The following is a 23,303-nucleotide window of genomic DNA, read 5'->3' as shown; positions in this document are numbered from 1 at the left end:
AAACGAATCAGTCAAGCTGGTTCGTTTTTTAAAAAATAAAAGGCAATTTTCGTAACGGTATCTTTTTCTATGATAGTTGCTTATTTTCTTTCCCAGTAGTATACTAAGTTTAACCTTACAGAAAGCGGTAACAAATAATGAAAATATCTACTTTTTTCAAAAAATTTTATTGGCCAACCTTTTTGATTGTTGACGAAACAATTATACTATTCCATTTAAAGGATGGTTTGGATCGACAATACCTAACAACTGATTCCATACATTTGGTGATAGGGTTCTTTATATTTGCAAATATTTTCGTAGCTATCTTTAACAATTCAAAACTTTGGGATAAAAGTTGGGATAAAAAGAGTGATAGCAGTAAGAAAAAGTATATTCTGAAAAAGTAATCTGAGATGTAGGTAATAGGTTATTTAAATAGGAATCATTTCCAGTTGACGCAAGCTTAAAAAAACGTTATAATAAGAAAGTTGAGAATTGATTTTCAGTTGTCTTAGTCCAGAGAAGTGGCGGTGCTGCGAGCCATCTAAGCTAGGAATTCATGCTACTCAATCATACAATTGCATAAGAACAAGAGAATGACAAGTTCATTGAATGAAGGTGGTACCGCGGTTTTTCGCCCTTCGTGATATGAGCTTGTCTTTTGATTTTTTGGAGGTGTTGATGAAAACATTTCTTGTCAAACAAAAGTTTCGTCTTGGAGGCGAACGCTTCGCTATCAAGGATGACAGGGGAGAAATTGCCTATCAGGTGGAGGGATCATTTTTTAAGATTCCCAAAACTTTTACCATCTATGATGCATTTGGTAACCAAGTCAGTCAGATTAGTAAAGAAATCTTGACCTTGCTTCCTCGTTTTGAGATTCAGCTTCAGGACGGATCGAGTTTTGTCATTCGTAAGAAGTTGACCTTCTGGCGAGATAAGTATGAGTTTGATAATCTAGGTCTTCGTATCGAGGGCAATATCTGGGATTTGAATTTCAAATTGCTGGATGATTGCGATCAGCTGATTGCAGAAATTAAGAAGGAACTCTTCCATCTGACCTCTACCTATACCGTAACCGTCCTTGAGGACGCTTATGCAGACCTAGTCATTTCCCTCTGTGTCGCGATTGACTATGTGGAAATGCTGGAAAGCCAATCACATTAAACAAGTAAATAAGGAGACAATATGAAACAACTATCTAGTGCACAAGTACGCCAAATGTGGCTTGATTTCTGGGCGACAAAAGGTCACTCAGTAGAACCATCAGTGAGCTTGGTTCCTGTAAACGACCCAACTCTTTTGTGGATCAACTCTGGGGTAGCAACCCTTAAGAAATACTTTGACGGGACCATCATCCCTGAAAATCCACGTATTACCAATGCCCAAAAGGCTATTCGTACCAACGATATTGAAAACGTAGGGAAGACTGCACGTCACCATACTATGTTTGAAATGTTGGGGAACTTCTCTATCGGGGATTACTTCCGTGACGAAGCCATCACTTGGGCCTATGAGCTTTTGACAAGCCCTGAGTGGTTTGACTTCCCAGCTGAAAAACTTTACATGACCTACTATCCAGATGATAAAGATTCTTATAACCGCTGGATTGAAGTGGGAGTGGATCCAAGTCACTTGATTCCAATCGAGGACAACTTCTGGGAAATCGGTGCAGGACCTTCTGGACCAGATACAGAAATCTTCTTTGACCGTGGAGAAGCCTTTGACCCAGAAAATATCGGTATTCGCCTGCTTGCAGAAGATATCGAAAATGACCGTTACATCGAAATCTGGAACATCGTTTTGTCACAATTTAACGCAGATCCTGCTGTTCCTCGTAGCGAGTACAAGGAATTGCCACATAAGAACATTGATACGGGCGCTGGTTTGGAGCGTTTGGTGGCCGTTATCCAAGGGGCTAAGACCAACTTTGAAACGGACCTCTTCATGCCGATCATTCGTGAAGTGGAGAAATTATCTGGTAAGGTTTATGATCAAGATGGTGACAACATGAGCTTTAAGGTCATCGCTGACCACATCCGTTCTCTTTCATTTGCCATCGGTGATGGTGCCCTTCCTGGAAATGAAGGTCGTGGTTATGTCCTTCGTCGTCTCCTTCGTCGTGCCTCTATGCATGGTCAAAAATTGGGTATCAACGAGCCTTTCCTTTACAAACTTGTTCCAACTGTTGGAAAAATCATGGAAAGCTACTACCCAGAAGTGCTTGAGAAACGTGACTTTATCGAAAAAATCGTTAAGAGCGAAGAAGAATCATTTGCTCGTACCCTACACTCAGGTCAACACTTTGCCCAAGGCATCGTAGCAGACTTGAAAGAAAAAGGTCAATCTGTCATTGCTGGTTCAGATGTCTTCAAACTTTATGACACTTATGGATTCCCAGTTGAATTGACTGAAGAAATCGCTGAAGAAGCTGGTATGACTGTGGACCGTGAAGGATTTGAAGCAGCCATGAAAGAACAGCAAGAACGCGCGCGTGCCTCAGCTGTCAAGGGTGGCTCAATGGGTATGCAAAATGAAACCCTTCAAAACATCACTGTAGAAAGTGTCTTCAACTACAATGCTAGCCAATTATCTTCTAAATTGGTGGCTATCGTGGCTGACAATGCAGAAGTAGAAGCTGTCTCAGAAGGAACTGCCTCACTTATCTTTGCGGAAACGCCATTCTACGCTGAAATGGGTGGACAGGTAGCTGACCACGGACAAATCTTGGATGAGTCAGGTAAGGTTGTGGCTACTGTGACAAATGTTCAAAAAGCACCAAACGGACAAGCTCTTCATACAGTTGAAGTCCTTGCACCACTTGCCTTGAACCAAGAATACACTTTGGCAATTGATACAAATCGTCGTCACCGTGTTATGAAAAACCACACTGCGACTCACTTGCTTCACGCTGCCCTTCACAATATCCTTGGAAACCACGCGACACAAGCAGGATCTCTTAATGAAGTCGAATTCCTTCGCTTTGACTTTACCCATTTCCAAGCTGTAACTGCAGAAGAATTGCGTGCGATTGAACAGCAAGTCAACGAGAAAATCTGGGAAGCTCTTGAAGTGAAGACAGTTGAAACAGATATTGACACTGCCAAGGAAATGGGAGCTATGGCTCTCTTTGGTGAGAAATACGGTAAAGAAGTCCGTGTTGTTACTATCGGTGACTACTCTATCGAGCTTTGTGGTGGTACCCACGTTGGTAACACTTCTGAGATTGGACTCTTCAAGATTGTCAAAGAAGAAGGGATCGGATCAGGAACTCGCCGTATCTTGGCAGTGACTGGTAAGGAAGCCTTTGAAGCTTATCGTGAACAAGAAGATGCTCTTAAAGCAGTCGCAGCAACCTTGAAAGCACCTCAAGTCAAGGAAGTGCCTCACAAGGTAGAAGGACTTCAAGAACAACTTCGTCAACTTCAAAAAGAAAATGCTGAGTTGAAAGAAAAAGCTGCAGCTGCAGCCGCAGGTGATGTCTTCAAGGATGTGAAGGAAGTTAACGGACACCGTTACATTGCAAGCCAAGTTTCTGTATCAGACGCAGGTGCCCTTCGTACCTTTGCGGATAACTGGAAACAAAAAGACTACTCTGATCTTCTTGTTCTAGTTGCTGCTATCGGTGACAAAGTCAATGTCCTTGTAGCAAGCAAGACAAAAGACCTTCATGCAGGAAACCTTGTCAAAGAATTGGCACCAATCGTCGATGGACGTGGTGGTGGTAAACCAGACATGGCCATGGCAGGAGGAAGCAACCAAGCTAAGATTCAAGAATTGTTGGATGCCGTAGCAGGTAAATTGTAAGAAAATAAAGATCTATCCATTTGGGTAGGTCTTTTTGTGAATGCAAAAAAGCCAAATCCGATTGGACCTGGCTTGATAATTATTGACTATTAGATTGTATTGGCTGCCCAGACACTTACCGAAGCAGCTGAGACTGGGAATTGTCCATAACCTTCCTCATCAATTGTAATTTGACCTTGGTGGTTTTCAAGTAAATCTACAAAGGTTTGGTTAGCCCATTCTTGGCCGACAAACATTGATTTTCTGTTTTCTTGGTCATTTGAAATCAAGACTGCGATTGGGGATTGATTTTCAACACCTGAGCGTACCCAACCAATACAGTTTGGATCATCAAAGTAGTCATTTTGTTCTCCATAAGCCAAATCTTTTCGGATAGCTAGGAGGCGGTCAAGGACTTCTTTGAAATCTTGTTGAGCATACTGCCCTGAAATCCCATAGTAGTCTCCGTAAAAGACACATGGAAGGCCGTCTTGGCGTAATAGAATGAGGGCATAGGCTGCTGGTTTGAACCATTCTTCAACAGTAGACTCAAGAGCCTGACCACGTTGGGTATCGTGGTTGTCGACAAAGGTTACAGCCTTGTCAGGTTTGAGTTCAACCAAGCTATCTGTGAAAATGCCGCGAAGGTCATAGTTTGCGCCAGCTTGACTGGCTTCAAAGAGATTCTGGTGGAGACGAACATCAACAAGGTCGAATCGTTCTTCCGTTTTTTCAAGATAGTCCAGATTGGCTTCCTTGTCAGGATTCCAGAATTCACCAAAAACATAGAAATCCTCACCGTATTTTTCCTTCATATCACGGATAAAATTGCTCATGAAGAAAGAGTCAATGTGTTTAACGGCATCCAAGCGGAAACCAGCTACACCAGTCGTTTCCATGAACCAGTCAGCCCAGTCATAGATATTTTGGATGACTTCAGGATGTTTAAAGTCTAGGTCGGCATACATGAGGTAGTCGTAGTTACCGTTTTCATTATCGACCAATTCCTCATTTGCCCACCCCTTGTTGTCCCCTTGGATGAGATAAATCCCAGACTTTCGGCGTTTGGCATCATAGTCAGTACCTGTGAAGTGGTACCAGTGCCAGTGGAAGTCATTGTAGGTATCTTGGCGACCATCGAAGGTAAAGCTAGTCCAGCCATTGATGGTGAAGGGTTCTCCAAGTTCAACTGTACGGTCTACAGGATCCACTTCAATAACCTGAAAGGCTTCCATGTGATCAGCAGCAGCCTTGTGATTGAGCACCACATCGGCCATAGGTTGAATTCCCTGTGCTTTTAGAGCTTGAATGGCTTGAAGATAGTCTTCTTTAAAACCATACTTGGTGCGGACAGTCCCTTTTTGGTTAAACTCTCCTAGGTCGAATAAGTCATAGACCCCATAGCCGACATCTTTTTCATTGGTTGCCTTAAAAGCTGGTGGCATCCAGACGTGGCTAATCCCCAGATCAGCTAGGTGTGGAGCATCTTCAGCTAGACGCGTCCAGTGCTGGCCGTCGTGGGGCAGATACCATTCAAAGTATTGCATAAGTGTTTGATTTTGCATGATGTTTCCTCTTACTTGTCAATCTTGTTCTTTATTCTATCATAAAGTTCTAGCTTACTCAAACGTTTGCGTAATGCTGAATAATAAGTTTTTGACTATTTTATATAAAATGTTGATTTTTAAAATGAAAGCGCTATAATAATAGTAAATTACATAGATAAAGATAGGAGTCAGCTCATGATTGAATTTCAAAATGTTAGTAAGTTGTATGGTGATAAAGAGGCCTTGAGCAATCTCAATCTGCAGATTGAAAATGGAGAGATTATGGGCTTAATTGGCCATAATGGTGCTGGGAAATCGACCACTATAAAATCTCTAGTCAGTATCATTTCACCCAGCAGTGGTCGTATTTTGGTAGACGGTTTAGATTTATCGGAAAATCGCTTGGCTATCAAACGAAAAATTGGCTACGTTGCAGACTCGCCTGACTTATTTTTACGTTTAACGGCCAATGAATTTTGGGAATTGATTGCTTCATCCTATGATTTGAGTAACTCTGACTTGGAGGCTAGTCTAGCTAGGCTATTGAAGGTTTTTGATTTTGCTGAAAACCGTTATCAGGTTATTGAAACCCTTTCTCACGGAATGCGTCAGAAAGTCTTTGTCATCGGGGCGCTTTTGTCTGATCCTGATATTTGGGTCTTGGACGAACCCTTGACTGGTTTGGATCCTCAGGCTGCATTTGATTTGAAGCAGATGATGAAGGAACATGCGCAAAAAGGCAAGACTGTCCTATTTTCAACCCATGTACTCGAAGTTGCTGAGCAAGTCTGTGATCGGATTGCCATCTTGAAAAAGGGGCATTTGATTTATTGTGGCAGCGTTGAGGACTTGAGAAAAGACCACCCAGACCAGTCTTTGGAAAGTATCTACCTTAGCCTTGCCGGTAGAAAAGAGGAGGTTACAGATGCGTCTCAAGGTCATTAAAAAATTAGTTGATATCAATATCCTCTATTCATCTAAAGAAGCGAATCTGGCTAACCTACGAAAGAAGCAGGCTAAGAATCCCGGGAAAAAAGTAAATGTTTCCGCTAGAGTCCTAAGTTCTTACATTTTTTCCAGTATTTTGATGCTACTCTTGTTTATAAATATAGCCTTTCATTTTCCTTTTGAGGAAATGCCAAGTCTTTTTAGTAGCATGGTTGCTATTTTATTGGTGCTTGCCTTTTCAACGGCTTTCACTGCCTTTTACAATGTCTTTTATGAGAGTAAGGACTTGGCATCGTATAGACCCTATGCCTTTAAAGAATCAGAGATTATAATTGCTAAAGGCCTGTCTGTACTCTTGCCAGCTCTAACTGGAATTGTACCAATCCTAGCTTATTTTCTAGTCCTCTACATTAGGCTAGCTCCTTCTATTTGGCTGGGCTTGCCTTTGATGTTGCTGTCCTTGGCCTTATTATTTGTCTCTGTGACTCTAGTGATGGTAGTGCTAGTGCATTTCTTGGCTCAAACTACCGTTTTTAGAAAGTACCAGTCTATTTTTGCCAATGTGATGATTGGGATAGGGGTTCTCATGCCTTTATTATTTGTCTTCTTTCTACAGTCGACTTCTGGAAGTATTGTTGACAGAGTTAGAGACATTCCACCTCTTCTTTATCCTCTTCATATCTTTTACAAAATAGCAGTGGAGCCTTTTTCGACAGAAGCCATACTGGGTCTGTTAGCTTGGATAGGACTAACTCTCTTCCTGCTTTATCTGACCAAAAAGAAGGTCCTTCCTCGTTTTTATGACGTGATTCTGCTTAATAGTGAGGAGAAGCTCAAAAAAGAACGTCGCAGCAAGGAGGGGATTTCAACTACTAAAAAGGGCTTTTTCCGCATGGTTTTGCGCTACCACCTCACCCTTTTGGGACAGGGGACTGGCGTGATTACAGTGCTTTTTACAAGTGCTTTCCTTCCTTATCTCATGATGATCGGTCTGATTTCCAAAATCCGAGATTCTCAGATAGTTCCAGACATCCATCCTCCATACTGGTTACCCTTGTTTTTTATAGGATTGTTTATAGCAGTTGTCAATAACAATATCACCAGCCTGCCTTCAATTGCCTTGTCTTTAGAGAGGGAAAATGTTGATTTTCTGAAGAGTTTACCCTTTGACTTTGCTCGTTATGTGAAAGTGAAATTTTGGATTATCTTTGCTGTCCAGTCCTTTTTACCAGTTCTGACTTTACTTGGTCTTTCTCTATATTTAGGTTTGCCCATCCTTTCGATGATTTACCTTCTTGTGGCATGGTTCCTTGCCAGTGTCATCCTTTCTTGCCACCATTACCTTAAGGACGTGAAAAATTTGTCAACCAATTGGAGTAACATTACGGACCTGGTGAACCGTTCAAATCGTATAGTAGCAATAGTTTTACTCTTAATTTATAGTGTTATCTTAATGATTTTAGTCATAGCAAGTTTGTTCTTGGTTCAGTCTCTCGCCCCTGTCCTTGCCATCAGCTTGGGAGTAGGAGCTCTTATCCTCTTACTTGGTCTTGCTATTTTTGGCTATCATTACTACCTGTCACGCATATTGGTAGAAATAGAAAAAAGATGAGCTAGTTGGTCGCTTGCTTGATAAATTTTATAAAAAGAAATGCTCCTCCGTTCTTGGAAGAGCATTTTTTATTGTAACTCTCACACAATTATTTCTAATTTTTTATTAGTATTAATAAACCATTTTTAAAAGAAGAGTAAAAAAGCAAGGGTAGTTTCTTTTTTGAGAATTGTCACAAAATTTGCTATAATAGTGACTATGAATAGAATAAGAGTCAACAAACGGGTTGAAAAAAAGCTTTCAAAGGGACTAGTTTTACTAGAAGCCAGCGATCTTGAGAATATCAATCTCAAGGATCAGGAGGTAGAAGTCCATAGTCAAGAAGGCACCTTTCTTGGTACTGCCTACCTTTCTCAGCAAAACAAGGGCTTGGGCTGGTTTGTCAGCAAAGACAAGGTGACCTTCAATCAAGCTTTCTTTGAAACGCTGTTTAGACAAGCTAAAGAAAAGAGAACAGCCTACTATCAAGATGAATTGACAACAGCCTTTCGTCTCTTCAACCAAGAGGGAGATGACTTTGGCGGTCTGACAGTGGACCTTTATGGCGACTATGCTGTCTTTTCTTGGTATAACTCTTATGTTTATCAGATTCGTCAGACCATCTCAGAAGCCTTTAGACAGGTTTTTCCTGAGGTCTTAGGAACCTATGAGAAGATCCGCTTTAAGGGTTTGGACTATGAATCTGCCCATGTTTATGGTCAAGAAGCACCTGACTTCTTCACTGTTTTGGAAAATGGTGTCCTCTATCAAGTCTTTATGAATGATGGCTTGATGACAGGGATTTTCCTAGATCAGCATGAAGTTCGCAGTAGTTTAGTGGATGGATTGGCTATGGGTAAATCCTTGCTCAATATGTTTTCCTACACAGCAGCCTTTTCAGTAGCTGCGGCCATGGGAGGAGCAAGCCAGACTACTTCGGTTGACCTAGCTAAACGTTCACGAGAATTGTCTCAAGCGCATTTTCAGGCAAATGGAATCAGCACCGACGACCATCGTTTTATAGTCATGGATGTCTTTGAATACTTTAAATACGCTAAGAGAAAAGGCTTGACCTATGATGTGATTGTCCTAGATCCGCCTAGCTTTGCTCGGAACAAAAAACAAACGTTCTCTGTGGCCAAGGATTATCACAAGTTGATTTCCCAGAGTCTTGAGATTTTAAATCCGGAAGGGATTATCATTGCTAGTACCAATGCTGCCAATGTTTCCCGCCAGAAATTTACAGAACAAATTGATAAAGGCTTTGCAGGAAGAAGTTACCAAATTTTAAACAAATACGGTCTTCCAGCAGATTTTGCCTATAATAAAAAAGATGAAAGTAGTAATTACCTCAAGGTGATTAGTATGAAGGTTAGTAAATGAAATTAATCGTTTCAGTAATGCCAAGAAGTTTAGAGGAGGCCCAGGCTCTGGATGCCACGAGGTACCAGGATGCTGATATCATTGAATGGCGTGCCGACTATCTGCCTAAAGAAGCGATTTTGCAGGTAGCTCCAGCTATTTTTGAAAAATTTGCAGGTCGTGAGTTGGTTTTCACTCTGCGAACTCGCGCTGAAGGGGGAGAAATCGAACTTTCTTCAGAAGAATATATCCATCTAATCAAGGAAGTGGCGCAACTCTATCAACCAGACTATATTGATTTTGAGTACTATAGCTACAAGGATGTTTTTGAGGAAATGCTGGACTTCCCAAATCTTGTTTTGAGTTACCATAATTTCCAAGAAACACCTGAAAATATGATGGAAATCTTGTCAGAGTTGACGAGCCTAAATCCAAAACTTGTTAAGGTTGCGGTGATGGCTCATACGGAGCAGGATGTCTTAGACTTGATGAACTATACACGAGGCTTTAAAACCCTCAATCCTGAACAGGAATATGTGACCATTTCTATGGGCAAGGTGGGCAAGGTTTCTCGTATCACTGCGGATGTGACAGGTTCTAGCTGGTCTTTTGCCAGTCTGGATGAGGCTAGTGCCCCAGGGCAGATTTCCTTAGCTAACATGAAAAAAATCAGGGAGATTTTGGATGAAGCTTGATGGCTATACACGTTTAGCTGCCGTTGTTGCCAATCCTATTAAGCATTCGATTTCCCCCTTTATTCACAATAGGGCCTTTGAGGCGACAGCTACCAATGGTGCTTATGTGGCTTGGGAGATTGAAGCGGGTGATTTGGAAGTCACAGTGGCTAATATTCGTCGCTACCAGATGTTTGGTATCAACCTATCCATGCCCTATAAGGAGCAAGTGATTCCTTATTTGGATGAGCTGAGTGACGAAGCGCGCTTGATTGGTGCGGTTAATACGGTTGTCAATGAAAATGGCAATTTAATTGGATATAATACAGATGGCAAGGGATTTTTTAAGAGCTTGCCTTCTTTTACAATTTCAGGTAAAAAGATGACCCTGCTGGGTGCAGGTGGTGCGGCCAAGTCTATCTTGGCACAAGCTATTTTGGATGGTGTCAGTCAGATTTCTGTCTTTGTTCGTTCAGTTTCTATGGAAAAAATAAGACCTTATCTAGACAAGTTACAGGAGCAGACAGGCTTTAAAGTGGATTTGTATGCTTTAGAAGATGTTCCTGAACTGCAAGCAAGGATTGCTGAGTCTGATTTACTGGTCAATGCCACCAGTGTGGGCATGGATGGTCAATCATCTCCAGTTCCTGAAAACATTGTTCTATCAGAAACTCTCTTAGTAGCAGATATCATTTACCAACCATTTGAAACACCATTTTTAAAATGGGCCAGAAGTCAGGGTAATTCAGCCGTCAATGGTCTGGGAATGTTGCTCTATCAAGCTGCAGAAGCTTTTCAACTGTGGACAGGCAGGGAAATGCCGACAGAAGAAATTTGGCAGTCCTTAACAGAAAAATACCAATAAAGAAAGGGAGATTCTCCTATGAAAATCAGAATCGATATTCCTCATCATCCTTATGATATTCAGATTGAAAAAGGCTGTCTGGCTCAGGCTGGTCAATGGTTGCGAGAACTCTGGCAACCACAAAAGGTAGTCATTGTGACAGATAACCATGTAGCTTCTCTTTATGCAGAGAAGGTCAAGCTCAGCCTAGAAGATGCTGGTTTTCAGGTAGCAGTTTTTGACTTTTTAGAAGGCGAAGAAAGAAAGAATTTAACCACTGTCCAGAAAGTCTATGAATTTTTAGTCAAGCAAGATCTGACTCGTAGCGATGGAATCGTGGCTCTCGGTGGTGGTGTCGTTGGGGACTTGGCTGGTTTTGTAGCCTCTACCTATATGCGGGGTATTCACTTTGTTCAGATTCCGACTAGTTTGACAGCCCAGGTGGATTCTTCTATTGGCGGAAAGACAGGTGTCAACACTCCATTTGCTAAGAATATGGTGGGTACCTTTGCCCAACCAGATGGGGTTCTGATTGATCCGCTTGTCCTTGAAACACTCGGAAAAAGAGAGTTGATTGAAGGGATGGGAGAGGTCATCAAGTACGGCTTGATTGAGGATCCAGAACTGTGGAAAATTTTGACGGAGCTAGATGGTTCTGTTGATAGCATTCTGGAACATGCAGAGACCTTGATTGAACATTCTTGTCAGGTCAAGCGCAAGATGGTAGTTGAGGATGAGTTGGACAATGGTGTACGTCTTTACCTCAATTTTGGCCACACCATTGGTCATGCCATTGAAGCAACTGCCGGTTATGGCAAGGTCATGCATGGAGAAGCTGTGGCCATGGGCATGGTGCAGATTTCCAAGATTGCTGAGAAAAAGGGTTTCATGCCAGCTGGCATAACTCAGTCTATTACAGAGATGTGTCAGAAATTTGGCTTGCCTATTGACTATGAAAACTGGGATGTTGACAAGCTTTATCAGGCTTTGACTCATGATAAGAAGGCGCGTGGCAATACCTTGAAATTGATCTTGGTACCAGAGCTCGGTTCAGCGACCATTCGCCCAGTTTCTCTGGAAGAGATGAAAGACTACTTGGTAAAATAAGGAGAGTTTATGAGATATTTAACTGCAGGAGAATCACACGGTCCCCGTCTGACGGCTATTATTGAAGGAATTCCAGCTGGACTCCCTTTGACAGCTGAGGATATCAATGAGGACCTTAAACGCCGTCAGGGTGGCTACGGTCGTGGCGGACGTATGAAGATTGAGAGCGACCAAGTTGTCTTTACTTCAGGCGTTCGCCATGGAAAGACGACAGGGGCGCCTATTACCATGGATGTCGTAAATAAGGACCACCAAAAATGGCTGGATATTATGTCTGCGGAAGACATTGAAGAACGCCTTAAAAGCAAACGAAAAATCACCCATCCTCGTCCAGGTCATGCCGATTTGGTTGGGGGCATCAAGTACCGTTTTGATGATTTGAGAAATTCCTTGGAGCGTTCATCAGCTCGTGAAACAACTATGCGGGTGGCAGTTGGGGCTGTAGCTAAACGACTTTTGGCTGAGCTGGATATGGAGATTGCCAACCATGTCGTGGTCTTTGGTGGCAAGAAAATCGATGTTCCTGAGAGTCTCACAGTTGCTGAGATTAAGAAACGAGCTGCCCAGTCTGAAGTTTCTATTGTCAACCAAGAAAGAGAACAGGAAATCAAGGATTATATTGATCAAATCAAACGTGACGGTGATACCATCGGTGGGGTTGTGGAGACAGTCGTTGGAGGTGTTCCAGTTGGTCTTGGTTCCTATGTACAATGGGATAGAAAATTGGATGCAAGATTGGCCCAAGCTGTTGTCTCTATCAATGCCTTTAAAGGGGTGGAATTTGGCCTTGGATTTGAAGCTGGTTACCGCAAAGGTAGCCAGGTCATGGATGAAATTCTCTGGTCTAAAGAAGACGGCTATACTCGTCGTACCAACAATCTAGGGGGCTTTGAAGGTGGTATGACCAATGGGCAACCCATTGTTGTTCGAGGCGTGATGAAGCCCATTCCTACTCTCTACAAACCACTTATGAGTGTGGATATCGAAACCCATGAACCCTACAAGGCAACTGTTGAAAGAAGTGATCCGACTGCTCTTCCAGCTGCAGGTGTAGTTATGGAAGCTGTTGTGGCAACGGTTCTGGCACAAGAAATCCTTGAAAAATTCTCATCAGATAACCTAGAGGAATTAAAAGAAGCAGTGGCCAAACACCGAGACTATACAAAGAACTATTAAGGAGTTCCTATGGCAAAAACAGTCTATATCGCAGGTCTTGGTTTGATCGGTGCCTCGATGGCACTTGGTATCAAACGCGATCATCCAGATTATGAAATTTTAGGTTATAATCGCAGTCAAGCTTCGAGAGATATTGCCTTGAAAGAAGGTATGATTGACCGTGCAACGGATGATTTTGCCAGTTTTGCTCCTATGGCAGATATCATCATTCTCAGCTTGCCAATCAAACAAACCATTGCTTTCATTAAGGTATTGGCCAACTTGGACTTGAAAGAAGGGGTCATTATTTCAGATGCTGGTTCGACCAAGTCAGCAATTGTGGATGCAGCGGAGCAGTATTTGGCTGGCAAATCTGTTCGCTTTATCGGGGCCCATCCCATGGCTGGTAGTCATAAGACAGGGGCTGCTTCTGCGGATGTCAATCTTTTTGAAAATGCCTATTATATCTTTACACCTTCGAACCTGACAAGTTCTGACACACTTGCGGAAATGAAGGATCTGCTTTCAGGTCTTCATGCTCGTTTTATCGTGATTGATGCCAAGGAGCATGATCGTGTGACTTCTCAGATTAGCCATTTTCCTCATATTCTGGCTTCCAGTCTCATGGAACAGACTGCGGTTTATGCTCAAGAACATGAGATGGCAAGGCGCTTTGCGGCTGGTGGTTTTCGAGATATGACTCGAATTGCGGAAAGCGAGCCAGGTATGTGGACTTCCATTCTCTTGTCCAATCGTGAGACTATCCTAGAGAGAATTGAGGATTTTAAGGAACGCTTAGATGAGGTTGGACAAGCCATCAGCAAGGGAGATGAAGAGCAGATTTGGAACTTTTTCAACCAAGCGCGTGAACAACGTCAGGCCATGGAAATCCATAAGCGTGGTGGTGTGGATAGTTCTTATGACCTCTATGTTGACGTTCCCGATGAGGAAGACGTTATTTTACGAATCTTGGAATTACTACGTGGAACTTCCTTGGTTAACATCCATATCAACGAGGAAAACCGTGAGGATATTCACGGGATCCTACAAATTTCATTTAAAAATGCTCAAGACTTGGAACGAGCCGAGCAGCTAATAACAGAAAATACCGACTACACAGTCGTTATCAAATAAGGAGAAAATCATGTCAAATATTTACGATAGTGCAAATGAACTCAGTCGCGGTCTACGCGAATTACCAGAATACAAGGCTGTTAAAGCAGCTAAAGATGCGATTTCAGCAGATGCTGAGGCAAGCAAAATCTTTACAGAATATGTTGCTTTCCAAGAGGAAATTCAAAGACTAGCGCAGACAGGTCAAATGCCAGATGCTTCCTTTCAAGCGAAAATGGAAAACTTTGGCAAGCAGATTCAGGGAAATAGCCTCTTATCAGAATTCTTTACTAAGCAACAACAATTGGCAATTTACCTTTCTGACATTGAAAAAATCGTTTTCGAACCAATTTCAGAATTGCTAAAATAAGAAAATAACTATCATAAAGTCAGAAATTTTTAAGGAATTTCTGGCTTTTTATGATAAAATAAGTAAAAGTATTGCAAGTATGAGGTCCAGTATGAAACTAAAAACAAACATTAGCCACTTACACGGCAGTATCCGAGTTCCAGGTGACAAGTCTATTAGCCATCGTTCCATAATCTTTGGAAGTTTGGCTGAGGGTGAGACCAAGGTTTATGATATTCTGCGAGGTGAAGACGTTCTTTCGACCATGCAGGTTTTTCGTGACCTTGGTGTTGAAATTGAGGACAAAGATGGGGTTATTACCATTCAAGGTGTAGGTATGGATGGTTTAAAAGCTCCGCAAAATGCCCTTGATATGGGAAATTCTGGCACCTCGATTCGCCTGATTTCAGGTGTTCTTGCTGGTGCAGACTTTGAAGTAGAAATGTTTGGAGATGACAGTCTTTCCAAACGTCCTATGGACCGTGTGACGATTCCATTGAAAAAAATGGGCGTCAGCATTTCAGGGCAAACTGAGCGAGACCTTCCTCCCCTTCATTTAAAAGGGACGAAAAACCTAAGACCTATTCATTATGAGTTGCCAATTGCCTCTGCCCAAGTCAAGTCAGCCTTGATGTTTGCAGCCTTGCAGGCCCAGGGGGAGTCTGTAATTATCGAAAAAGAATGCACTCGTAATCATACTGAAGATATGCTGCAACAATTTGGTGGTCATTTAAGTGTGGATGGCAAGAAAATCACAGTTCAAGGACCGCAAAAATTGACAGGACAAAAGGTGGTCGTACCAGGAGATATTTCCAGTGCAGCCTTTTGGTTGGTCGCAGGTTTGATTGTTCCAAATTCTCGTGTGGTGCTTAATAATGTGGGCATCAACGAAACGCGTACTGGTATTATCGATGTCATTTGTGCCATGGGTGGAAAATTAGAAGTTACTGAAATTGAGCCAGTCGCTAAATCTGCTACCTTAACTGTTGAGTCTTCAGACCTGAAAGGAACAGAGATTGGTGGCGCTTTGATTCCACGATTGATTGATGAATTGCCCATTATCGCTCTACTTGCGACACAAGCCCAAGGTGTAACAGTTATCAAGGATGCTGAGGAACTTAAGGTTAAGGAAACAGACCGCATTCAGGTTGTGGCAGACGCTTTAAATAGCATGGGTGCGGATATCACACCTACAGCAGATGGAATGATTATCAAAGGAAAATCAGCCCTTCACGGTGCTAGAGTCAATACTTTTGGAGACCACCGTATCGGAATGATGACAGCCATTGCAGCCCTCTTGGTTGCTGATGGAGAAGTGGAGCTTGACCGTGCTGAAGCTATCAATACCAGCTATCCTAGCTTCTTTGATGATTTGGAGAGCTTGATTCATGACTAAGGTATTACTAGGATTTATGGGGGCTGGCAAATCGACTATTGCAAGAGGCTTGGACCCTAATTACCTTGATATGGATGCCCTGATTGAGAAACGCTTAGGTATGTCCATTGCGGAATTTTTCGTGGAAAAGGGAGAAGAAGCCTTTCGTCAGATAGAATCAGAAGTCCTAGCTGATTTACTACAAAGAGACCAAGTTGTGTCAACTGGTGGGGGAGTGGTTATTTCTCAGCGAAATCGTGACTTACTAAAGACAAATTCTGATAATATCTACCTGAAAGCTGATTTTGACACCCTCTACCAACGCATATCAGCTGATAAAGACAATCAGCGCCCGCTTTTTCTAAATAATAGCAAGGAAGAATTAGCAGCTATTTTCCAAGAAAGACAGACTTGGTATGAGGAAGTTGCCAGTCGGGTTTTGGATGTGACCAAGCTAAGCCCAGAGGAAATTATAGAGGAACTGAGATGAAAATTGCTTATCTAGGTCCCAAGGGATCATTTTCACACCACGTTGTGCAGACAGCTTTTCCTCAGGAGGAATTGCAAGCCTTTGCCAATATTACAGATGTTATCAAGGCCTATGAGCAAGGCTTGGTGGACTATTCTGTGGTGCCAGTTGAAAATTCTATCGAAGGTAGTGTTCATGAAACCTTGGACTACCTTTTTCATCAGGCTCGCATTCAAGCAGTTGCAGAAATCGTTCAGCCTATTCATCAGCAGTTGATGGTGGTTCCAGGCCATACTAAGATTGAAAAGATTTTTTCACATCCACAGGCTTTGGCTCAAGGAAAGAAATTCATCGATGAACAATATCCAGAGGCCCAAATCGAGGTAACAGCTAGTACAGCTTATGCAGCCCGTTTTATTTCTGAACATCCAGACCATCCTTATGCAGCGATTGCACCAAGAAGTTCTGCTGAAGAATATGGCTTGGAACTGATTGCCGAGGATATTCAAGAAATGGAAGCCAATTTCACACGTTTCTGGGTTTTGGGAGCTGAAAAGTCTTCTATTCCCTTGAAAGCACAAACTGAGAAAATGACTTTGGCCTTGACCTTACCGGACAACCTTCCAGGTGCCCTTTATAAGGCTCTGTCGACCTTTGCTTGGAGAGGAATTGACCTGACAAAAATTGAAAGTCGGCCACTCAAGACAGCACTGGGTGAATACTTTTTCATTATTGATGTGGACTATGCTGATAAGGACTTGGTCCACTTTGCCCAAAAAGAATTAGAAGCCATCGGAATCCAGTATAAGGTTCTGGGTGCCTATCCCATTTATCCAATATCAGACCATGGAAAGGAGAGAAGATGAGTAAAGAAAATCCTTTAAGCCATCACGAGCAGTTACGTTATGACTATCTTTTTAAGAACATTCATTACCTCAATGAGCGAGAGAAAAAAGAGTTTGCTTACCTGCAAGGTAAGTTAAATATGGCTAGTGGTAGTGAAGTTTCTCCAGAAATTCATAATGAAAATCACGATATGGAAGATTCTTTCATGGAACCAATCAATCAGTCTCCTCTTCCAACCTACGGTAACCGTAGTCGTGCAAAAAAATATCAGAAAAGTCATCCTCTTCCAAAGGTTAAGTCCAAAAAACGTAAGATTCGTTGGGGGCGCATTTTTGCAGGATTGCTTGCCCTTCTAGCCTGTGTCGGTTTTGGCATGATTTTTATGTTCCTAAAAGGCTATTCAAATGCGGATCAAAATAAACCTGCCAATGCTAAGGCAGCTCAAGTAGAAGTTTTTCATGGTCAAGATACCAAGGATGGGGTTAATATTTTGATTATGGGGACGGATGGACGGATTGGCCAAAATAGTGCTGAAACAAGAACGGACTCTATTATGGTCTTAAACGTTGGTGGCTCAGATAAGAAAATTAAGCTGGTCAGCTTCATGCGTGATAACTTAGTTTATATTGATGGATATAGTAAGATTATCAATGGAAAGAAACAAACAGATAACAAGTTAAATGTAGCCTATGAACTAGGGGAACAGGAAGGCCAAAAAGGAGCAGAAATGGTTCGCCAAGTATTGAAAGATAATTTTGACTTGGACATTAAGTACTATGCCTTGGTTGATTTTCAGGCCTTTGCAACCGCTATTGACACTCTCTTCCCTGACGGGGTGACGATTGATGCCAAATTCTCAACCTTAGAAGGTCAACCTTTAACCGAAGCTACGGTGGGAGATGACTTGCATGCTACAGAAACAGAGTCTCCAACCCAGACTATCAAAGTTGGAAAACAGCAGATGAACGGTTCAACCTTGCTCAATTATGCTCGCTTCCGTGATGATGATGAAGGTGATTACGGTCGTACCAAGAGACAACAGCAAGTGCTGACAGCTGTTCTGCAGCAACTCAAGGATCCAACTAAACTTTTTACTGGATCAGAAGCACTTGGTAAGGTCTTTGGGATGACCTCTACGAATGTTCCCTATAGTTTCTTATTGACAAATGGTTTATCCTTCCTAGATGGAGCGCAAAATGGCATTGAGAGATTAACGGTTCCAGAACTAGGTGATTGGGTAGATGATTATGATGTTTATGGAGGACAGGCACTCTTAGTAGACCAAAATAAATATCAAACTAAACTTTCTCAAATGGGAATGAGATAAGATAAGACAAAATTCCAAATAAAAAAACTATACTTTAAATATAAAATAACGATCCTTGGACAATAGTCTCTTATCTCAAAAAAAGCAACGGATTTGCCGTTGCTTTTTTACATGGTTGTGGTAGTCTTTGTAAAATAGAATTGCTTAATAAACCATTTAGAAAGTCTATCCCATGCCTATTCACTATAACACAAATCAAACAACTTTACCACTAGAAATCAGTTCTTTCTTGCCACAAGATCATCTCGTCTTTACTATTGAAAAAGTGGTGAATACCTTGGAGGATAGTCACTTCCATACTTTCTATCATGCCTTTGGTCGCCCGTCTTATCACCCTAAAATGCTTGTATCTGCTCTTCTATTTGCCTATTCACAAGGGATTTTCTCTGGTCGAAAAATTGAAAAAATGATGGTTGAAAATCTGGCTATGCAGTACCTAACAGGACAGTTAGTTGTTAGCTACCGCACCATCAATCGTTTTCGTGTCGCTGAAGGGATGGAAGAACTCATTCGTGATCTTTTCATCGACCTCAATCTTCGTTTAAAAATGGAAGAGTTAGTGACCTTAGATTGTTTGTTTATTGACGGGACTAAGATTGAAGCCAATGCCAACAAGTATAGTTTCGTGTGGAAGAAAGCGACAGAGAAATTCTCCGCCAAACTTCAAGAACAGATACAAGTCTATTTTCAAGAAGAAATCACTCCCCTTATCCATCAAGCTATCGAACTGGATACACAAGAGCCTATCTCCTCAGAGCAGTTGCTTGCATTCTCTCAAGTCCTTGAAGAAGAATTGGAAAAACTGAGCCAGGACATTGAGGAGACACCCGTTAAAGGAAAGGACGAACGTAAAACACAACGTAGGAAACTCAAGAAAGTCTTGCGTAAAGTCAAGGATGATTTTTCAGTACGTGCTGAAAAATATGAGAGTTATCAGGAGACATTTGAAGGTCGCAACAGCTTTTCCAAAACCGATCCAGACGCCACTTTTATGCGGATGAAGGAAGATCATATGAAAAATGGCCAACTCAAGGCTGCTTATAATCTTCAAATCGCTACTGAAAACCAATTTGTTCTTCACTATGATATCTTCTCAAATCCGACAGATACCAAGACTCTTCTGCCCTTACTTGAAACCTATCCGCATGACATAAAGACAGTTGTCGCAGATGCTGGATATGGAAGTGAAGAGAACCTTCTTCGTTTAGATGAAAAGAAGGTAAACCATCTGATTAAATATGCCATGTTTGATAAGGAACAGAAAAGAGGGTATAAACAGTCAGCTAGAAACTTAGCGAATTGGCACTATAATGACAAGGGGGATAGCTACACACATCCTGATGGCTGGTGCTATCGTTTTCACCATACCAAACATCAGAAAACACAGACGGACTTTCAACAGGAAATCAAGGTTTACTACGCAGACGAACCTGAATCAGCTCCTCAAAAGGGACTGTATATGAACGAACGCTATCAGCACTTAAAAACGAAAGAATGTCAGGCGCTTTTATCTCCCCAAGGTAGACAGATTTTCGCTCAACGCAAGATTGATGTGGAACCTGTCTTTGGGCAGATAAAGGCTTGTTTGGGTTACAAGAGATGTAATCTGAGAGGGAAGCGTCAAGTGAGAATTGACATGGGATTGGTACTTATGGCCAATAACCTCCTAAAATACAATAAGAGAACGACTCAAAATTAAAAAGCTAGAGTTCTACAATTGGAAATCTCTAGCTTTTTTGTAGTCGAGAACTATTTTGTCTCAGACTCTTTCTATATGATGAGAAAATGTTATAATAAAGATTAAGTAGAATGGTCACTGATGTAACCTATCTGAAAAGGAGCAGGAAGTATTGACAGCGGTAGCAATGACCTTATCAGGACATCCAGATGTTTTTAGGGCGTGTTATATAGCTTTTATGAATGACGAACCAAGCTATCATTATCATCCAATGATAGGGGCGCCGTTGGAATTTTTCTATGAAAAAGAACTCGTGCGGATTCGGCGTCTTCAAGAAGAAGTTATCCTACCTCGTTCAGTTTTTATCCAGTATGCTTCCTATGTGGATCTCTGTTTAAGTCGTATCTATCCTTTGGGTAGTGTTGTCGAACTTGATCGTGAGCTCCTTCCTAAGGAGTTGGTTGAGTCATTTGAAAGCGAACAGATGGACTTTTTTGTAGTCATTTCCGGTCGTCGAGTTGATTTGGCAAACGGACATTACGTGGATTATGTTGGTCATGGCTATCCGTTTGGGCTACGATTTGACATCTCTCCTTTGCTTATAAGTAATCTTTTTATTAAGAGAGTTGTATCAGAAGGATATTCGGATACCGTGGATGAACACTACTGCCAAGAAGCTCTGCGTAAGGAATACCTAAATGCAGGTATGGTATCCAGTGTTTATGTTAAGGAGGAAGTGAATGAAGATTGATGTATCGGAAGTTCTGTTACAAAAAGAGTTGTTGAGTATCTCTGTTGAGAGTATTAAATCACAGCTTTCTGTTTCGAGAAGTCGTCTATCAGAGGTCGTTTCAACTGATAGCCTCAAAGGGGCAGTGAAGGATGCCATTAACCAGAAAGTGACCAACTATCAGATACCACTGGTCGATAACTATATCAATACCTTGGATAGTATTTTCAGTCGCTATGAAGGGATTTTGAAATTATTCCAAGATACTGTGTCAGAGACTAATACTAGTGCGATTATTCATACAGAATATCTAGAGAGCCTCAAGCAACGTATAAAAGATCCTGTTAATGATTTGAATAAAATTTCAAGTGAGGCACTAATTATCTATGCAGGGATTGGTGATATTCTGACGTTAACGAATCCTAGTTTGGATAGTGTGAAGGCGAGCTATAGTGAAGCAGTCAAGAGTTTAGATGATACCATAAAGAACATGGAAGCTTTTAATAGTGTTCTTTTAAAGACAGATACTTTTGACCTTATAGATATGCAAAATAGTGAAATTGCTACCCTATCAGGTTATGCTCCTCTTCCATATGGGAACACCGCATCGAGAAATTATTATAATCGAACTTGGTTTAAAAACTCAGTTTCAGAGATACACTCAGCTATCCATAGCAACTCCAAAGCTGTGAAGTACCAAAATGCTCTCGCAAAACAGCTTGCCGAGTCTAAATATAGTGGGACGGTAGCTGAAAATAAAGACTTAATAGATGCATTATTTAATGTGTATAAAGATATAAAAGAAAATCGTCTGTATAAAAAAGTTGAATATTTTGAATTGGAATCTATGTTGGCAGCTTTATATGCGTATTTTCGTTTTAGAAAAAATAAAAAAGGGGATATCATTGTTTATAAAGCAACAACAGAATTCGGTAAGTCATTAGATGATTATTTTAAAGTTGGTAAGAAATTAAGTGGTAGTCGTATTTACGAAGTCATTCAATATAAAAATGGTGATGTTTCAAAGGCCTTTAAATCCATTATGAAAAATCTAGGCTACACTAAATATAACGAAGAATTGAGAAAGGTTTTCGAATCTTTTACAAATACAACTCGATTTAGAACTAAAGTGGCTAGTGTCGGAAAATCAATTGTGTCTACAACTGGAAGTCTACTGAAAGAAGAATTCACTAATGAAATAAGTTTCATGGATGCTGGTAAAGGCCTGTGGAAAGGAATTACAAGTGAGAAAGGACTCATAGGTTCTGTTAAAGAAGGACTAACAAACTTTAAATCCGCTACGAAGTTTGGTAAGTTTTTAAAAGGAGCTACAGTTGTTGGAGCTGCTTTAGATGTGGTTGATACTTTTTCAAACATCAGTGAAAATGAAAAAGAGGCCAAACGTCAAGGATTGAGAGGAAATGAAGTTGAGGCTAGTAAGGCGACAGGTTTTGTGATAGATGCGGCTAAGGCAGCGGGAACAACTGTTGCAGGGATTGCTGCAGCGAGTGCTACGGCAACTTTCGTTGGTTTAGTTGCTGGTGCGACAGCTCCTGTTTGGTTACCTGGGGCAATTGCAATTGGAGTATCCGCAGGTGCTGTTTGGCTTGCAAATAAATTTAATGATGATTTTCATATAACAGATAATCTTAAAAAAGGCGCCAATAGCCTGATAAAAGGCATGAGAGGATGGTTTAAATGATTATTGAAAGAGTCAAAAAATTTTTTGAGTTTCAAAGAAGGAGTGTCCATGGACCAGTTCCTCTTTGGGGAGTATTAAATGGGATTTTTATTTTGTATCCCTTGGTATTTACAGGATTTTGGCTTGCAGGATTAAGGATTTTAAAAAATCCTGCCTTACATCAAGGCTTGATTATTACAGGGATTGTTGTTTGGATTTTAAATCTGGTTTTTCTTTTGGATCTTAAGCGAGGAATTTTAACTAGCTTTGGAACCTATCTCATGTATCTGACTGGCCATGTTTATGCCATCATTGCTTTTAGCAGTTTAAGTGGGGATCATAGTTTTATTAGTTTGAAAATTTTCCTCCCCCTTATTTTTGCTATTATAGTTGTGATTGTTGAGACTTGTCTAGTCAACTTAGATTCTGAAGAAATTTTATCAGAAAAGGCCGTCAAAAATGTCTATAATTTTTTATTTGGACCTCCTGTAATTTTATCACTTTGCTTTATTTTTTTAGGGATAATTGGATATGATTATTTTATGGGATGGGGGATGTCTTTATCATTCATGATTTTTGGACCTGCTTTATACCGAACATGGCTTTATATTATCTATGCCTACCAACACCGTAATGATGTTGAGGAAGAGACTTCAATCAAGCATATAGAAGTAAACCCAGATATGATTTCAAACAGAGAATTTGACAGAGATAGGTTTAAAAAGTAAAGTTTTAAAAG

The 23,303-nt window shown here is 41.2% G+C and carries 21 protein-coding genes and 1 pseudogene; 20 read left to right on the top strand and 2 right to left on the bottom strand.

Annotation, left to right across the window (positions count from 1 at the left end; translation table 11 throughout):
* Positions 1-137 precede the first annotated feature (137 nt).
* The 3 genes from LG372_RS02380 (at position 138) to alaS (ending at position 3,789) form a co-directional block, all read left to right on the top strand.
* Entirely contained in the window at positions 138-389 is a 252-nt protein-coding gene (locus LG372_RS02380) for a hypothetical protein (protein ID WP_004259830.1), read from the top strand.
* Between the two features lie 274 nt (positions 390-663).
* Entirely contained in the window at positions 664-1,149 is a 486-nt protein-coding gene (locus LG372_RS02375) for an LURP-one-related/scramblase family protein (protein ID WP_225742031.1), read from the top strand.
* Between the two features lie 21 nt (positions 1,150-1,170).
* On the top strand, positions 1,171-3,789 hold the full coding sequence (alaS, locus tag LG372_RS02370; protein WP_225742030.1) for an alanine--tRNA ligase: 2,619 nt from the start codon (positions 1,171-1,173) through the stop codon (positions 3,787-3,789).
* An 89-nt stretch (positions 3,790-3,878) separates the two neighbouring features.
* Here the strand turns inward: alaS and LG372_RS02365 are convergent, their stop codons facing one another.
* Complete coding sequence (locus LG372_RS02365) at positions 3,879-5,333, bottom strand: alpha-amylase (protein WP_225742029.1); 1,455 nt, start codon at positions 5,331-5,333, stop codon at positions 3,879-3,881.
* Between the two features lie 177 nt (positions 5,334-5,510).
* On the opposite strand from LG372_RS02365, the gene LG372_RS02360 reads away from it, so the two are divergent.
* The 13 genes from LG372_RS02360 (at position 5,511) to LG372_RS02300 (ending at position 18,475) form a co-directional block, all read left to right on the top strand.
* Positions 5,511-6,260 carry an ABC transporter ATP-binding protein gene (locus LG372_RS02360; RefSeq protein WP_225742028.1) on the top strand — a complete coding sequence of 250 codons (750 nt, stop codon included), beginning with the start codon at positions 5,511-5,513 and terminating at the stop codon, positions 6,258-6,260.
* Positions 6,241-7,875, top strand: coding sequence for a hypothetical protein (locus LG372_RS02355; protein ID WP_225742027.1), 1,635 nt, complete (start codon positions 6,241-6,243; stop codon positions 7,873-7,875). Before LG372_RS02360 ends, LG372_RS02355 begins: the two co-directional genes overlap by 20 nt.
* Before the next feature lie 198 nt (positions 7,876-8,073).
* On the top strand, positions 8,074-9,237 hold the full coding sequence (locus LG372_RS02350; RefSeq protein ID WP_070478378.1) for a class I SAM-dependent rRNA methyltransferase: 1,164 nt from the start codon (positions 8,074-8,076) through the stop codon (positions 9,235-9,237).
* Positions 9,234-9,911 (top strand): type I 3-dehydroquinate dehydratase, encoded by a 678-nt coding sequence (gene aroD, locus LG372_RS02345; RefSeq protein WP_225742026.1) that lies wholly within the window; start codon positions 9,234-9,236, stop codon positions 9,909-9,911. Before LG372_RS02350 ends, aroD begins: the two co-directional genes overlap by 4 nt.
* Positions 9,901-10,755 (top strand): shikimate dehydrogenase, encoded by an 855-nt coding sequence (locus tag LG372_RS02340; protein ID WP_225742025.1) that lies wholly within the window; start codon positions 9,901-9,903, stop codon positions 10,753-10,755. Before aroD ends, LG372_RS02340 begins: the two co-directional genes overlap by 11 nt.
* 18 nt (positions 10,756-10,773) lie before the next feature.
* Positions 10,774-11,841 carry a 3-dehydroquinate synthase gene (gene aroB / locus LG372_RS02335; RefSeq protein WP_225742024.1) on the top strand — a complete coding sequence of 356 codons (1,068 nt, stop codon included), beginning with the start codon at positions 10,774-10,776 and terminating at the stop codon, positions 11,839-11,841.
* A gap of 9 nt (positions 11,842-11,850) precedes the next feature.
* On the top strand, positions 11,851-13,017 hold the full coding sequence (gene aroC, locus LG372_RS02330) for a chorismate synthase (RefSeq protein WP_225742023.1): 1,167 nt from the start codon (positions 11,851-11,853) through the stop codon (positions 13,015-13,017).
* Positions 13,018-13,026: 9 nt separating this feature from the next.
* Positions 13,027-14,130, top strand: a complete 1,104-nt coding sequence (locus tag LG372_RS02325; protein WP_225742022.1) for a prephenate dehydrogenase — start codon at positions 13,027-13,029, stop codon at positions 14,128-14,130.
* A 10-nt stretch (positions 14,131-14,140) separates the two neighbouring features.
* Entirely contained in the window at positions 14,141-14,479 is a 339-nt protein-coding gene (locus LG372_RS02320) for a YlbF/YmcA family competence regulator (RefSeq protein WP_225742021.1), read from the top strand.
* Between the two features lie 91 nt (positions 14,480-14,570).
* A complete protein-coding gene (gene aroA / locus LG372_RS02315) occupies positions 14,571-15,854 on the top strand; it encodes a 3-phosphoshikimate 1-carboxyvinyltransferase (protein ID WP_225742020.1) in 1,284 nt (427 codons plus the stop codon).
* Positions 15,847-16,323, top strand: a complete 477-nt coding sequence (locus LG372_RS02310; RefSeq protein WP_225742019.1) for a shikimate kinase — start codon at positions 15,847-15,849, stop codon at positions 16,321-16,323. The genes aroA and LG372_RS02310 overlap by 8 nt, the downstream gene beginning before the upstream one ends.
* Positions 16,320-17,168, top strand: coding sequence for a prephenate dehydratase (gene pheA, locus LG372_RS02305; RefSeq protein ID WP_125416441.1), 849 nt, complete (start codon positions 16,320-16,322; stop codon positions 17,166-17,168). The genes LG372_RS02310 and pheA overlap by 4 nt, the downstream gene beginning before the upstream one ends.
* Positions 17,165-18,475 (top strand): LCP family protein, encoded by a 1,311-nt coding sequence (locus LG372_RS02300; RefSeq protein WP_042750975.1) that lies wholly within the window; start codon positions 17,165-17,167, stop codon positions 18,473-18,475. Before pheA ends, LG372_RS02300 begins: the two co-directional genes overlap by 4 nt.
* Before the next feature lie 27 nt (positions 18,476-18,502).
* Here LG372_RS02300 and LG372_RS09750 read toward each other — a convergent pair.
* Positions 18,503-18,687 (bottom strand): annotated as a pseudogene (locus tag LG372_RS09750) (hypothetical protein).
* A gap of 17 nt (positions 18,688-18,704) precedes the next feature.
* Here LG372_RS09750 and LG372_RS02295 point away from each other — a divergent pair.
* From LG372_RS02295 to LG372_RS02280, 4 genes are all read left to right on the top strand, one after another.
* Positions 18,705-20,174, top strand: coding sequence for an IS1182 family transposase (locus LG372_RS02295; RefSeq protein ID WP_263974032.1), 1,470 nt, complete (start codon positions 18,705-18,707; stop codon positions 20,172-20,174).
* A 217-nt stretch (positions 20,175-20,391) separates the two neighbouring features.
* Positions 20,392-20,904, top strand: coding sequence for a DUF4176 domain-containing protein (locus tag LG372_RS02290; RefSeq protein WP_225742018.1), 513 nt, complete (start codon positions 20,392-20,394; stop codon positions 20,902-20,904).
* Complete coding sequence (locus LG372_RS02285; protein ID WP_225742017.1) at positions 20,894-22,585, top strand: T7SS effector LXG polymorphic toxin; 1,692 nt, start codon at positions 20,894-20,896, stop codon at positions 22,583-22,585. Before LG372_RS02290 ends, LG372_RS02285 begins: the two co-directional genes overlap by 11 nt.
* Positions 22,582-23,292: a hypothetical protein gene (locus tag LG372_RS02280; protein ID WP_225742016.1), complete on the top strand. Its 711-nt coding sequence runs from the start codon at positions 22,582-22,584 to the stop codon at positions 23,290-23,292. Before LG372_RS02285 ends, LG372_RS02280 begins: the two co-directional genes overlap by 4 nt.
* Positions 23,293-23,303: the final 11 nt, after the last annotated feature.

Source organism: Streptococcus sp. Marseille-Q5112, assembly GCF_916700555.1.
GTDB lineage: Bacteria > Bacillota > Bacilli > Lactobacillales > Streptococcaceae > Streptococcus > Streptococcus symci.
Note: the sequence above shows the minus strand (reverse complement) of the source record. Positions and strands in the feature narration are given on the sequence as shown.